Raw genomic sequence first — 15,294 nt, forward strand, 5'->3', positions numbered from 1 at the left:
CCCTGCATATCACGGCCTGATGCCGATGCGTGCGGCAGACCGGTTTCAGGTTCTCTCTCCCGACCGGCACCACCTTGCAGAGCTGCGCGGTTATGGGCACCGGCGCAACTGCTGCCGATGCGTACGATTGCCATTATTCCATAATGCAGTGGACCGGTCGCCGCACAGCGTAACGGTGTTTTGCCGGGTATTGGGGGTATGTGGTGTTGCGGTGGATCGGGGCCGGCGTGCTCCGCATGGACCCGTTGCTGTAACGACGGGTGCGATTCACGCCGCACAAGCCACAAGCCACAAGCCACAAGCCACAAGCCACAAGCCACAAGCCACAAGCCAGTGGTAACACGACTCTATCTCGGTTACAAGGGGCTGATTACCGCTTGCTGGAACATCTATCTGCTCTACAAGGGGCTGCGACGGAACGATAACACCCATATTCGGCCCTATATGCCGACGCCGTTATGCCGTTTGGACGTGTGATTACATCACGATCAGCCCCTTGTAACGCAGATAGATCTTCCGACGAGCGGAAATCAGCCCCTTGTAACGCGGAAAAGGCCCATGCACCCATGTATGCACCCTCTTTTGCTGTGCAGACCAGACGAAAAGCAACAACGGGGAGCCTATTCAAGGGATTGCGTCACAACGGTATGTTCCACGACGCGTTTCACGACGTTTCAGAGGTGCAATCTCTTGAGTGCGTCATTAATACACACGCCATGGCATGGCGTCACGGAAAATCCGGCGCGACACCCCAAACTACTCGGCAACCTGCTCGCGCACATTGCGAGCCATCGCACGGTCGCGTGAGGCTTTGGTCACGCGCAGACCGCATGTTACGGCAATCAGCACCAGCGTGCAGGCGATCCAAAGCACACGCCCGCCGAAATCGCTGATCACCCAGCCGCCGATCATCGGAGCCAAGGCAATCGACAGCGACCACAGCACGTTATACACACCCTGATAGGTGCCGCGCGCAGAAGACGGTGCCATCGCAGCCACCGTGGTGGTGGCGATCGGGAAGGTGCCCAGCTCGCCAAGCGTCCACAACACCACCGCGAGCGCAAAACCCGCCCAGGAATCGGCCACGATCTGCACCGCATAGCCGATAACCGTCACCGCCAATCCGGCAACCAACACCCGCGAATTGCCCATGCGCGCGAAGATTTTCATCGCGGGGATCTGCAATGCGCACAGCATGAAGCCGTTGATGGTGAGCAGCACGGAATAGTCGCCCAGTCCCAGGCCAAGGTTGGTCATGGCGATGGGCAGGCCGGACGTGCTCTGGAAGTACACGAGGAAATAGCCGAACATCAGCACGGAGAAGGCGAGGAACGGCACGTCCGTAAGCACGCGACGCCAGCTCTCGCGCATAGATGGGGAAGAAGGGCTCGGCTTTTGCGCGGCAGGTTCGTCGGAGACGGTATTGCTTGAACCAGTGGGTGGGGTGGTTGATTCGCCGGGACCGATAGACGTGGTGGTTGAGGCGAGTGAGATGGCAGAGCCGTTCGAATCGTGCGACAGGGCCTGACCACTACCATCACCGCGAGCCCCAGCTGCATTGTCGTCGTCAGGCACCGCAGTCCGAGCCGAATGTGCGACGGCCACCGGCACCGCAATCCCCAGATGCTTGACCTCGCGGAAGAACGCCACCAGCAACGCCGTAACGCCGATCATCACCGCCGCTTCGACGTAGAACATCAGCGAATACGAGACTTTGACGAGCTGATTGGCCACGATCGGACCGATCGCGTAACCGAAGTTGATCGCCCACGACTGCAAGACATACGCGCGCTGCTGACGCTGGACCGGCACCACGTCGGCGATGTATGCGGCAATCGCCGGGCTGGGCAACGAGGCAAACGCGCCATAGACGAACAGAGCCGCACCAAGGCCGATTGGATGGGCCAGTATCGAAACCACCAACAGGGCCGCGGCGGCACCGATTTCACCGATGACGATCATCGGTTGACGGCCGAACCGGTCGGAAAGCGTGCCGCCGAACAGGCATCCGACGATGGAGCCGAAGCCGTACATGGAGACGACCGTGCCGACCACGCCTTCGTTGATATGCAACGCGGAGACCAGATAAATGGAGAGGAACGATGTGACGAAGCGGCCCATCCACAGGATCAGAATGGCCAGCCATAATCCCCAGTACAACAGGGACAGTCCGAATATCTCGCGTTGCCGTTTCACCTGCAATACCTTACTCATATGCAGCGAGCGCGGAGGCGGACGCGTGGAGGCGGGCGCGGGACGGGCGGGCGGAGGCGGGCGACGTTCTTCCCGCGCGCGCAACCCGCTCGTAGACCAAGCCGCATAGCCCATTCGCGCAACCCATTCGCACAACCCATTCGCAAGTCCCAGCCGCGCAGCATGCCCGCAAGCCCAACCTGTACCAGCACAGCGCCGTTTGGCGCGGGGTGCTGGGAGAATGAACCCTATGGCTATGAAAAAAGGACCGACCAAGGGGTCGGGTGGCAAGCATCGCAACAAGTTGAAGGGATACGGCCCCACTCCGAAGGCCGAGGACCGCGTCTATCACAAGGCATACAAGGCCAAGAAGGCGGTCGAACGTCGTCAGGCGGCAGACCCGCGTCTGGCGGCCCGCCGTCGCGTAGACAAGTTCGCCTCCGCGGATACCTCGGATCTGGTGTACGGCCGCAATTCCGTGGTGGAGGCGCTGCGCGTGGGCGTGCCCAGCTCCACGCTGTACATTCTGTCCCGCATCGAGCATGACGACCGCACCCGCGAGATCGTCAAGCTCGCCGGAGCCCACGGACTGCACATGATGGAGGCGGACCGTCTGGAGATGGACCGTATCGCCCGCTCCGGCAACCATCAGGGCGTGATTCTGAAGGTGGATCCGTATCAGTACTCCTCGCTGCATGAGCTGGTGGAGCGTGCCGAGAAGAAGGCGAAGGCCATGGAGGCGGCAAATTCCGCGGCCGCTCGTATCGCCGCACGTCCGCTGTTCATCGCTTTGGATGGTGTGACCGATCCGCAGAATCTCGGTGCCGTGATTCGTTCGGCCGCCGCATTCGGCGCCAACGGTGTGATTCTGCCGGAACGTCGTTCCGCTTCGGTGAACGCCGCCGCATGGAAGGTGTCCGCCGGCGCCGCCGCCCATATGCCGGTGGCTCGCGTGGTGAACCTGACCAAGGCGATCGAAGGCCTCAAGGAACGCGGCTACTACGTGGTGGGCCTCGACGGTGGCGGCGACAAGCTCGTCGGCGAAACCGGCTTTGAAACCGACCCGCTACTGGTGGTGCTCGGCTCGGAAGGCAGCGGCCTGAGCCGACTGGTACGCGAGGCTTGCGATGCGATCGCCGGCATTCCGATCAGCTCGACCGTCGAGTCGCTGAACGCTTCGGTGGCGGCCGGTATCAGCCTGTACGCCGTGGCCAACGCACGCCGCAAGGCCGCGTAAGGCTATAAACATACGAAATAACGGCAGTAGGCCGGCACTGTGAAAGCCCTTGATAGGGCACACAGTGCCGGCCTACTGCCGTTGTGCTGTATCCGGCCCACCCAACTCAGTCCTTGGACCAGAGGGCGTAGAGGGTGCCGTCGCGGTCGATCGGGATGAGGCTCTTGCCGTAGGCATCGAAGCCGAAGGCGCTGCCGCCCGAGAACGTGCCGTTCTTGTTCGAGGCGAAGGCGTCGTTCTTCACGGTGGTCCAGCCTTGGAAGGTGTAGCCCGTACGGGTCGGGTTCTTCTTCGGCTTGGTCAGGTACTCACCGTCCGGAACCTGCTGCGTGCTGGGCATGCCCTCACCGAGCGAACCGCCATTAGGCTGGAACGTAATCGTCCGCTTCGTGCCTTCCTTCACCCACTTGGCATAGAGGGTGATGTCGGCCGTCACCAACGTGGGCTGATCGTCCGCGTCGTCCTTGAACACGAACTTCGTGGTCAAGTCGGCATCCCTATACCAGCCATCGAACGTGTACCCTTCGCGCGTCGGCTCGGGCGAAGGCTCCGTGGCGTAGGCGTCCGCGCCGTCATCCACCGTCTGCGTGGGCACTGAGCCGGTCTCGCCGGCCGCCGGAGCGTCCTCATAGTTGAGGTCGAACGCGACCTTCCAGACCTTCACCCACTGCGCGTACAGGGTCAGGTCGCCGGCCACCGGCTGAGAGCTGAAGTCGTACAGGTCATCCAGACCGTCCGCCTTCGTGCTCCAACCCGCCAGACGGTATCCGTCGCGCGTCATCTCGGGCGAGGGCATCGATATGCCGTCCTCCACATAGGTGGTGTCAACGGCATCGGTGCCATCGTTGTGGTGCAATGTCACGAGATGCACGGTCGTGCCCTTCTGCGTCCACTTCGCGTACAGCGTCAGGTTGCCGGTCACCGGAGTGCCGAACACATACGGGGTATTGCCCGGCGTACCGTCCTCGGCGACGTCCGTCACCCAGCTCACGAAGTCGTAACCGGTACAGGTCGGGGCGGGAGTCGGTACGCTCACCGCATCGCCGTATTCCACGGTCTGCGGCGCAACATCCGAGCCGCCTTCGCCGGTCTCGAACGTCACCGTGTACGTCAGCTTCTGCCACACCGCGTACAGCGTGGTGTCGCCGGTTATCTGGGTACCGCCGCCGTTGCCGTCGTCGAACTGGAAATCAGCCACCTTGTTGCCCTTGGTTGTGCTCCAACCGAGCAACTTATACCCGTCGCGATGCCCGTCCGGGTTCTGGTTGCTGGCTGGCGCCGATACCGTGCCGCCGGTTCTTACGGTCTGCGAGTCGATGCGCCAATCGAAGCCTGCATCGGAACCCGCATCGAACGTCACCACGTTCGCCTTCTCGTACTGGGCGTACAGCTTGAGGCGCTCGGTCACCGGAGTGCCGCCCTCGCCGATAGTGAACGGATCATTGCCGTCCGCATCGGTGGCCCAGCCGGTGAGAATGTAGCCCTCGCGCTTCGGCACCTGATTGTCGGCGATCGGACGGACCGTGCCGCCGTAGACCACGGCTTGCGGGCTGACGTTCCAGTCGAAGCCGGTTTCGAACGTCACGCCGAGCACCGACGGACGGTACGTGTAGATCGTCGGATCGCCGCTCACCAGCCAGATCTCGGCCGTACCGGTCTCGTTCTGGCCGGCCGCCACCTGAATCGCGGACTCGGGGATCAGTCGGTCGTTGCCGTCCGGATCCTTGCTCATCCACGAATCGCCACCCTGCCGCAGGACGAATTCGGGCGTGCGGTTGCCCTTGGTCGGCTGGTTGAGCGTGTAGCGCGCGATCATGCCGTAGTCGTCGTGCTCGGTGAACGAGACCGGGGAGCCGGACTGCTCGCCCGACCACATCCACAGATCCCAACCCTTCCAGGCGTCCGTGTCGAGGTCGTACTCCTGGTAGTTGCCGTCGACGCGCATGTAGTGCACGATCACGTTGAGCTGCTTCGGGTTCTTCACGTCGTTCGGCGTGGGCACGGAGGCCGGGTTACGCGATTCCTCGGACGAGTCGTACGACTTGCCGTCGGAGCCGTCCGCCCATGCTTCGATGGAGCCGCGCACCTTGGCTACCACGCTGCCTTCCTGCTTGTCGATTACGGAAGCCGCGTATGAGTCGTTTGTGCCGGCGACTGCGTCAGCATCCACCGAGCCGTCCTCAGCGGCGACGATGCGATAGTTCACCGTGGTGAAGTCGCCGCCCAGCGTCGTGGTCATGCGCTTGCCGTACGAATCGGAGGTCTTGTCGAACGCATGGTACGTCTTGCCCAGCGCGTTGCCGTTCACGTCCGTACCCCAGACGACCACGCCGGTCGCCTTCTTCTGTGCGTCGGTGGTCGCCTTGAAGTGCACGGTGAACGTGGTCTTGGCCGATGCGACGCACACGAACGGCACGCCGATCGTCTCGTCGTGGTTCTCGACCGCGGTGATGGCAGTACCGACCGCGTTCTCGTACAGCTTGGAGCCGCCTTCGTCTGAATAGCCGTCATGGTAATCCCACAGCGCACCGTCGGCACCGTTCGGGTCATTGGTGAACCGGTACTTGAGCCGCTTCGTCGTAGCGTCGGGGATGGTGGTCTTGTACCAACCGGCCGCCGCATCGCAGTCAGCGCCGTCACCGGAGACCTTCTCCATCTTCACGGGCTTGCCGTTGAGCAATGTGTCGCCGATCGCGTACTGGATGTACACGTCGTTACCCCAGTCGGCGCGAGGCTTGTAGTAGATCGTAGCCGAACCGTCGCCGATGCGATCGGTGTTGGCCTGATCGTCGTAGCCGGTGTCCGCGGTCTCGTAGCCGACCCAGTTGTCCGGCTTGTCAGCGGCCGCGTAGATGGCGACGGCGGATCGCTTGGCGATCGTCACGGACAGTTTGCCGTCCTTCACGGTCACCTTGTTGCAGGTCTTGCCGGACGTGTACACGTCGCAGTACTCACCGTTGGGCAGGCTCGTCTGGTACGTCTCCTGATGCTCCTGCAGCGTGTTGTTGATGGCGATGAAGCCTTGGTCTTTGCCGTTGGCGTCCTGACGCGCGAAACCGATGTTGTTCGCGCCGTTGTGCTGCCAATTGCCGACCGTGGTGCCGGCAACGGCGTTATGGAAGCCGATCATGCCGCGCACGGAGGCCCAGCGCTGTTCGCACAGCCACTGCCCCTGTTCGCGGGTGCCGCTTGTCTTGCACGCCTCGTCGAAGTCCACATCGGTCACATGCGTGTCCGTGGTGCCGGTCGGACCGGCGTCGGAGTTGCCGTCCGTGAAGTAGTAGTCGGAGATGAGCTTCGGCTTGCCGTAGTCGTAGGCGAGCATGAACGCGTTCGCGAGCTCGTAGCGCGAGCCTGAATCGACCGTCAGTGTTTCGGAGCCGCGCGCGGTATCCCAGTTGGTTACGAACACGGTGGCCTTGTCGCTCGGCAACAGTCCGTTGCTGATGTTCTTCAGGTTGGAGATGTCGCCGTTGAAGTACTGCCGCAGCTGGTACGAGTAGGAGAATTCGGTGACGTCGCCGTTGGCCGTGTAATGCTTCGTCGCGAGCAGTTCCGATTCGCCCTGATGGTAGATGACCTCCTGCTGGAACGGGATATCGGCCGCCTTCATACCGATCTTCTGGGCGAGCTTGGCCTTGATGGCCTTCAGGTCGAGCGTGTCGATATGCTTCGCGGAGTCGATACGGAAGCCGCGCACGCCGAGGTTCCACAGTTTGGCGAGGTACTCGGCCTGAATGTTCTGCACACGGCTGGAACCGGTGTTGATGTCCCACATGGTCGACAATCGGCAGTCCTGCACCTCGTCGGCGTTGGTGTAGTCGGCGATGTTGGTGCGGCAGGAGTGGAAGTCGCCCGAGGCCAGTCCGTACTGATGGTTGTTGCCGCTTTCCTCGTACTGGTAGATGCCGATGCCCGGGTAACGGCCGTACGTGCCGTTGTAGGCGGTGCCGGCAACGCCGTACTGGTCGTCCACCCACGAGACGTCATGGCCGGACGTGTGGTTGAGCACCACGTCGGCGATGATCTGCACGCCTACGCTGTTGCACTCGGTGATCATGTTCTTCAGCTCGTCTTCGGTGCCGAAGCGCGAGTTGAGCGAGTAGCTGATCGGCTGATAGACCGTCCACCACTGGGTGCCCTGCACGGACTCCTCAGGCGGGGAGATCTGCACGTAGCCGACGCCTTCCGGCCCGTACGTGGACTTGCATTCTTTGGCGATGGTGTTCCACGACTGCTGGAACGCGATCATCGTCACGTCGGATTGCGCCTTGGTTGGGTCGATGGTCTTGCTGGCTTTCTTGCTTGCGGCCTGCTGCGTGATGTTCGCGTCGATCTCATCGGCGACGGCAGCGGTTGTCGCGACCGCGCCGCCGAGCGTCATGGCGGCACCCAGCATCACTGCGAACAGCTTCGACGCCCCCTTGCGCAAGGACCGGCTCATCGTCGTCCTGGCCCGCCTGTTCAGGTGGGCCGGCTTCTCAGCGGACCGGGAGGCGGCCAAACCGCGCAATGCGGTATTCCGAGTCATCGGAGATCTCCCTTCTTGTCGCGCTTGCCTGCGGCGGCGAGCGTCTTGCGTCCGAAGAACACTCCGGACAGTGCGATGAACGTCATGCCGATCAGCAGGATGCGGGTCAGGCCTTCACCACCGGCTTGCGGCAGGGTTGGCACGGTGGTGTTGGTGATGACATAGCCGTGAGTCTGATCGCCGGTGATGATCGGCGGTCGGTAGCCGTCAATCGAAGACACCGGTACGTACTTGCCATCGCTGTTCTCGGCGACTTCACGCACCTCGTACTGCTTGTGCTTGCTGATCCCGGTGAACGTGTACGCCCAATTGTTACCCTCGTTCAGCTCGACCGGGTCGCCGACGGCGGCCAGGCCATCGGTATTGGTGTTGTCGAACTGTGGCGCGGTCGTGACATCGGCGAACGCGGCGGGCGTGGTGCTGACGTTCTTCTCGTAGAGCTGCACCCAGATGGACTCGGGGCGCTTTCCGTTCGCGCCGTTGTTGTCGTTCCACGCCTTGCGCACGTTGAGGTCGGTCTTGTCCGGCACGTTGCGGTTGCTCAGCGTGAAGGAGTACGCATCCGGTTCGCCGGCGGCTGTGCTGCCGCCTTCGGACGGAGTCGATGTCGTCGGATACTGTGTGGTGTCCTTGAACGTCGCGCTGTAGTCGTCCACGGCCTCTTCAGTGACGGAGTAGCGCAGCAGCTTGCCGTTGCGATACTTCGGCAGCTTATTGAACGTGTATGTCCACGTCTCACCGGCCGCCGCCTTGGTTGCGTCAGATTGGTCCGCGTCGGTGTCGGCGGTCTGCGTTTTGTTGTCGGCAGTCAGCACGGCACAGCTCACGCCGACCAAGTCACCGGCGCACTGATCGCCCTGCGGCTCGGGCCAGCCGTTGGACTGGTCCCACAGTCTGGTCAGCAGCCAGACGGTTACCTTCCCGGGCCGCTGTCCGTTGAAGTTCTGGGCGTCGTCCCACACCTTGTTCACGGTTACGGACGTGGTTTCGGGTGTGTGCTTGTTGGTGATGGAGAACTGCTCGTTCGTGCCCTTGTCGGCGGCGGCCGGCGTCTCCGTGAAGGTGACGTTGCACTGGTCATCCTTCGGATCCGCCACCGAGCACACGCCGGAATCGTCGAAGCCGTTGTAATCGGCCACCGGCGTCTCCTTGACGGAGTACGTGTACTCGTAGCCGTACGCGTTATTCTTCGGCAGGTTCTCCAACGTCCACTTCCACGTGTTGCCTTCGGCGTTATTCGGAACCTTGAGCGTGGTGACGATCATGGTTTCGGAGTACTCCTCCGTCTCGCCGGTCGTGCTGCCGTCCTTCGGGTGCTTGCTGGTGCCGGTCACGGTCACCTGAATCGCCTCAGGACGCTTGCCGTCCTGGTTGTTGTTGTCATCCCAAGTCTTGGTCAGGTCGATGTTGCGCGCATCGGGCTGATGGATGTTGTACATCACCACGTCGTAGCCGTTGGCGTTCGGCGTCTTGACGATCGAGGCGTGGTATTCGTCCTTGTTGTCGCCGGACAGTACCTCGTCCACGGTGTATGTGATCTCGTTGCCCTTGCTGTCCTTGGCGTCCAGACCGGTCCAGTCGTGAGTCCAACCGTTGTCCTTATTCAGCTCGACGCTGTAGTCAGCGCCTTCCATCTTCTTGCCGTTCTTGTACAGCACAGCCGTTACGGTCACGCCTTCACGCAGTGCAGTGTTGCCACCGTCCTCCCAGCGCTTGGTGACGGACACGGCCGTATACGACTTGACCGCATCCTCAACGCGGACCACATTGCCGCCGCTGACCACCTCATCGACCACGACCTTGCCGTTCTCCACGGTGAACGTGATCGGCTTGGCGGCCACATCGTAGCCTTCCGGGGCCTTGGTTTCGGTGAGCTGGTACGTGCCGTTGGGCAGCTGGAACGTCTTCGGGCCGTCCGAGGAGGAGGTCCATGTGAGCGCTGCGCCGTTGTCGGCAACCGTCACGCCGGCGAGCTTCGTGAATGCGTCGGTGTCGAACGGTGCCGCGTCACCCTCGAACGTGGTGCCGGTCAGCTTGAAATCGGCACCGGCAAGTTCGGCCACGCCGGCCACGGCCGTCTTGGAGACGGTCACGTTGGTGGTGTTGAGCTCGTCGGTCATGGTGACGGTGTTGTTTTGGGCGGTGTCCTTGCCGACCTTCACCGTGCCGTCAAGGTTCACGGTGAAGGTGATGTCGCGCGCCGGCTGGTAGCCGGACGGCGCCTCGGCCTCGTGCAGCGTGTACGTGCCGGGGACGAGCGTGATCTCGCGCGGCTTGCCGGCGGAGGTCCACGGGATCGGCTTGATGGCCTCGCCGGCCAGCGTGGTGCCGGTGACGGTGAGCTTCGCGCCGGCGATCTCGCCCACGCCGCCGGTCAGGCTCACCTTGGAGATCTTCACGTCGGTGGTCTTATAGATATCGGTCATCACGATGACGTTGCCGTCCAGAGCATTGCCGTTCACGTCCTGTACGGACAGCGACTGGTCGGCATTACGCACGACTTTGAACGTGATCGGGTCGGCCACACGGTAGCCGGTCGGCGCCTTCAGCTCGGTGAGCGTGTACGTGCCAGGCTTCAGCTCGACTTCACGCGACTGCCCAGCCTCGCTGGTCCACTTTTCGGTGAACTTATTGCCGTCTTCATCCGTGCCGTCGATTTCCATCTCCGCGCCCTTGATCTCCTTGCCGCCGAGGTCGCGCTTGGAGACGCGAATCTTCGTATCGGTCGGATAGTGCGTGTTGGTGATGGTGATGCCGTCCGCGTCGGTTGCGGTGCCGCTGGTCGTCGCCGTGTAGCCCTTGGTCGGGCTGACTTCCTGCACGGTGTACGTGATGGGCGTGCCGTTCTCGTACTTCGGCAGGTCGGTGAACGTGCCCTTCCAGCTGCCGTCGGCCGTGATTTCCAGCGTCTTGCCGGTGGCGACACCGTTGGCATAAAGCTGCACAGTGATTTTGGTTGGTCGTAGACCGTCCTGGTTGTTGGCGTCGTTCCACACCTTGGTGACAGGCACGGAGACGGTTTCCGGTGTGTACTTATTGGTGAACGTGGTGGTCGACACGCCGTTCTCGCCTACCAGGTCAGGTTCGGGGGTCGTATAGCCGCCCTCATTCGCATTCTTTTCGGTGACCTGGTACTTGACTTCCTTGCCACCCTCACGCACCGGCAGATCGGTCCATTCAACCACGGCCTGCGCGGCCGGCGTACTTTCGTTGATCTCCTTGTCCTGACCGGCGACGACGGTCCACGGACCGCCGCCCACGGACTTCTGCAGCTGGAACACGGCCGGCTGACGCTTGCCGTCACGGTTATTATCGTCATCCCACACCTTGCGAGCGCGAATCGACGTGACATCCGAATGGTCGGTGACGGTCAGATGTTTGTCGTCGTCCGACGAGACCGGCTTGCCGTTGACGAGCACCGTACCGGAATTGGCCACGGTGACGGCGATCGGATCGACCGTCTGGTAACCGTCCGGAGCCTCGGTTTCGGTAAGGGTGTACGAGCCGGGAGTAAGGTCAGTGAACGCAATCGATTGGCCGTCGGCAGTCGTCTGCGTCTGGCTGACGAACGAGGCGTCACCGTTCTTGGTCAGCGTGAACGTGGCACCAGCCAGCCAGTTGCCCTGCTCGTCCTTCTTGTCGAGCTTGAACGAGCCCTTCTTGGTGCTGGCGTTGCTCACCGACCACAGGTAGTTCTGCAACGTCACATCGCGTGCGGCGGCGACGGTCAGCGGCGTACCGTTCACGGTTTTGCCCTGATAGAACGCGGCTCCATGACCACTGGGCTGGCCGCCCGGGAATACGACGTACAGCGTGGCGGGGTTGTTCTTGTCGTACTGGTATCCGTCGGGACCTTCCGTTTCGGTCACACGGTAGATCGTGTCCGCGTTCAGACCGGTGGCGGTCGACGTGTAGCCCGTGGTGCCGGACTGCAACGTGCCGTTGACGGTCTCGTCCTTGGTTGAATCCGAATCCCAGTTACTCTTGCTCGCATCCATGTCCACGGTGAGTTTCTCGACCTTGAACTTTGCACCGTTGAGCGGCTTGGTGGCGTCGCCGTCGGCGTACTTGTAGATCTGCAGTGAGTACAGGTCGGAGCTGATGCCGCCCTGTGCGTCGATGACCTTGCCGGTCTGCGTGGTGGTCGCGGTGCCGCTGTTGTTCTCATAGCCGGCAAGCACGATCGTGTTGTTGCCGAGATCGCCGAACTCCTGCCCCGGCTTGAGCTGCACGGTGGCCTTGTAGGTGATTGTGATCGCGCGCGAATCGGGCACGGTGAACGTGATCTTCCGCGTGCTCGGATCGTACGCGTATGTCGCGCCGGCCACTTCGGCCTTGGTGTTCGTGTCGGTGATGACCACACTGTCCATACGCAGGGTGAGTGCCTCACCGAGTGTATCGGTGAGTGTCAGCGACTTTCCTTTGTTCAGGGTCGAGCCGCCCGGGTTCACGTTCACTGTGTAGTTGATGTTCGGCGCGGTCTTCTTGTCGTATGTGCCCTTCTTGGAGACCAGATTGCCAGGCTGGGCCCAGATGTCCGAATAATCCGGCCCCTGCGCTTCGCCGTCGATATGGATGGTGGCTTCGTTCTTGTACTGCAGCTTTTGGGCCAGCGCGCCGGTGATGTCGGTGAACGTGGTGTCGTACTGGATGAGCAGCTCACCGCTTTGCGCCTGTTCGAATGCCTTGCTTCCCTTGGCGATGACGAAGGTGAGCGTGTGGTCACCGTTGTCGGTGACGGTCACGCCATCGTACGTGTTGCCCTTGGAGTCCTTGGCCACCATCGAACCGGGGATATAGCTGTGGTCGCCGTAGTACTGCCAGTTGTTGTCGGGGGCCTTCTCCCCATGGGTCAACGTATCGGTGATGACCACGGACTGTGCGGTATCCGGAATGTCATGCACCTTGAGCTGCCAGCGCATGGTGTTCCGGCTCATCGGCGTACCATTGCCGTCGTTCTGGTTCGACAAGTTGGACTTGTCCATGTTGTCGGCCACCGGCGTATGACTATCCGTGGCCTCCTTCTTCACGAAGCGGGCCGTGTTGTAGAACGCGGTGCCGGTGGGTGCGCCGGGAAGCACGGTGGACGTGTACGAGATGTACAGCTTGGTGTCTTTCTTGATCTCGTCATTGAAGGTGATCGTGAAAGACTTGCGGTCGGCAGCGACCTTCTTGGTGACGCTACCGTCGTACTCCTTGGTCAGCTTGCTGTCGGTGTAGATCTTGATAGTGCTCGCGTCCGGGTCGAGCACCTGCCAGTCGGGCTTGACGTAGCCGTCCTCATGGTCCGCGCCGTCGTCGTCGACGGTATCGGTCAGCACCTTGCCGGCCGGCAGATCATCCTTGGCCTTGAATGTGGTCAGCCATTGCAACGTCTTGTCTTCGTTTGCCTTACCGGTGTACTTCTTGTCCAAATCCACGGCGTCCTTGCCGATCGTCACCGTGCCGGTGCCGGGCAGTGCATTGCCCTTGCCGTCGCCGGGCGTTACGGTCACGTCGTTCTTGACGGTGACTTTATCGCCGCTGCCGCTCTCGGGCACCTTCTCGACTTCGGTGGAATACGTGATTTTGTACTGCTGGTATGGATGCGTACCGTTGCTCGGCAACGTAGCCTTGCCGCTGACCAGATCGGCCCAATTCAATGTGGTCTCGTACGGCTTCCAGTTGTCGTCGTAATAGACGACCTTTACGTCCCCGGTCGGGGCCTTGAGGTTGCTGCCGAGCGAGTCCTTGATCGTTGTCGCGTTGGGCACTTCGGCGTCCGTGCCGGCGTTGACGGTGATCGTCCAGTTGACCACGGTGACCTGCACCGGCTTGCCGTCCTTGTCAAGTACCGGTTTGCCGTTCTCGTCCGTCTTGTCGACGGTATTGGCCTTGCCGTTCTTTTTCACGGACCATTTGCTGTTCAGCCAGATGCTTTGCTCAGTGGTCTGCTTTTTCGCGTAATCGTCGCTGTAGTACTTGACCTTGTTTTTGACGAGATCGGTACCGACGTTATCGGCGACTTGCTTGCGGTCGATTTTCACGCTGTAACGCGCGTACAGCGCCTGACCGTCGGTCATCTGGTCGATGTTGACATTAAATCCGTTGGGGATGGTGTCGGTCTGCTCCGTGTGTTCCCAGTTGCCGGTGTACTCCTGCGTGCAGTTCGCATCGGTGTACAGCTTGAGTGAGTCCGGCACCAGATTGAGCAGTTCACCCATCGAATCTTCGAGCTTGACGTTCTTGTTGCTGCCCTTGGCATGCACTTCCACCACGAAATCGAATACGGTGGGGTCTTCGGTGGAAATGGCACCGTTCTTCTGCGCCCACAGGCTGTGCTGCTCGTTCACGTTGACTTCCAGCTGCCCGATGCCCGGGAATTCGAAGCTGGCCTCGCCGCCGTTGTTGTCGCCCGTGGACGACTCGGTGATGGTGCCGTTGACGGTGACGTAGATCTTTTTGTTCGAGCCGGTATCGCTGCGGTTGAAGGTGGCCACGAGCTTATTGCCGTTGACGGTGAATGTGCCGCGCTCACCGCCGTCCTCGCCGTAGATGGTGTAGGTTTCGTTGGATTTGAAATTCAGGCCTTTCGGCAGATCGTAGGTGAATTGGTCGCCTTCTTGGATATCGACGCCGTTGGGCATCGTCCAATACAGCTTCATCTTGACCGGGTCACCGTAGTTCACCGTCATGCCGGTGGTGTACGGCTTGCCGTCGATGGTGATCACCGTGTCGTCTTTGAGGACCGGAGCCTGTGCGCTGCCGATTTCATACGTGGTTGCGGCTTGTGCGACTGGCACGCCCACGATGGCGGTAGCCAACAGCATGGCGATTATCACGAGCATTGATGCTAACGTTCGCAACAACGGGTAGACGGACTGTTGTCTGTTTTGAACGAACATCTTCTCTCCTACTATGGCACTACAGCTCTGGCACTACGTCATCGATTGATGCCATTGGGCTTCTGTCATTCAGAATACGTTAAGCCATAGTCATGTTGCAAACGATTGCCATATATCAGCGTTTCTGCAATTACGGCCGATAAGGTGATTATCGCCCTGATTGTTCTTGCAGTTCTTTCATGAAAACGCACTGCAATTGCATACGCTTGCAATCTGGAGGGGGAGGGGGAAGTTCCTCGGTCTTTCTTTTTTTCGCGAATATGTACCACTGACGTTACCCCAGTGGTACATATTCGCGGGAGGCCGCGGAGGACGCAGGGAGAGGAATCCGTGACGAGAGCTTCAACGACGCAGGTTCCGACGACATCTCTAAGAGGTTTCCGTTTCCCCCAAGAACACCATCTCCCATCTCCTTTCTCCCCCATCTCTCCCCCGCCCCTCCCGAATAT

The 15,294-nt window shown here is 61.1% G+C and carries 4 protein-coding genes; 1 reads left to right on the plus strand and 3 read right to left on the minus strand.

Annotated elements, in window-relative coordinates:
* Positions 1 to 756: 756 nt before the first annotated feature.
* On the minus strand, positions 757 to 2,196 hold the full coding sequence (locus G1C97_RS07990; RefSeq protein ID WP_335341352.1) for an MDR family MFS transporter: 1,440 nt from the start codon (positions 2,194 to 2,196) through the stop codon (positions 757 to 759).
* A gap of 247 nt (positions 2,197 to 2,443) precedes the next feature.
* On the opposite strand from G1C97_RS07990, the gene rlmB reads away from it, so the two are divergent.
* Positions 2,444 to 3,430, plus strand: a complete 987-nt coding sequence (rlmB, locus tag G1C97_RS07995; protein WP_100497278.1) for a 23S rRNA (guanosine(2251)-2'-O)-methyltransferase RlmB — start codon at positions 2,444 to 2,446, stop codon at positions 3,428 to 3,430.
* 106 nt (positions 3,431 to 3,536) lie between these two features.
* On the opposite strand, the gene G1C97_RS08000 is transcribed toward rlmB, so the two are convergent.
* Positions 3,537 to 7,961 (minus strand): InlB B-repeat-containing protein, encoded by a 4,425-nt coding sequence (locus G1C97_RS08000; RefSeq protein ID WP_169241308.1) that lies wholly within the window; start codon positions 7,959 to 7,961, stop codon positions 3,537 to 3,539.
* Complete coding sequence (locus tag G1C97_RS08005; protein WP_169241309.1) at positions 7,958 to 14,788, minus strand: Cna B-type domain-containing protein; 6,831 nt, start codon at positions 14,786 to 14,788, stop codon at positions 7,958 to 7,960. Before G1C97_RS08005 ends, G1C97_RS08000 begins: the two co-directional genes overlap by 4 nt.
* Positions 14,789 to 15,294: the final 506 nt, after the last annotated feature.

The sequence above is a fragment of the Bifidobacterium olomucense genome (assembly GCF_012932375.1).
Taxonomy (GTDB): Bacteria; Actinomycetota; Actinomycetes; order Actinomycetales; family Bifidobacteriaceae; genus Bifidobacterium; species Bifidobacterium olomucense.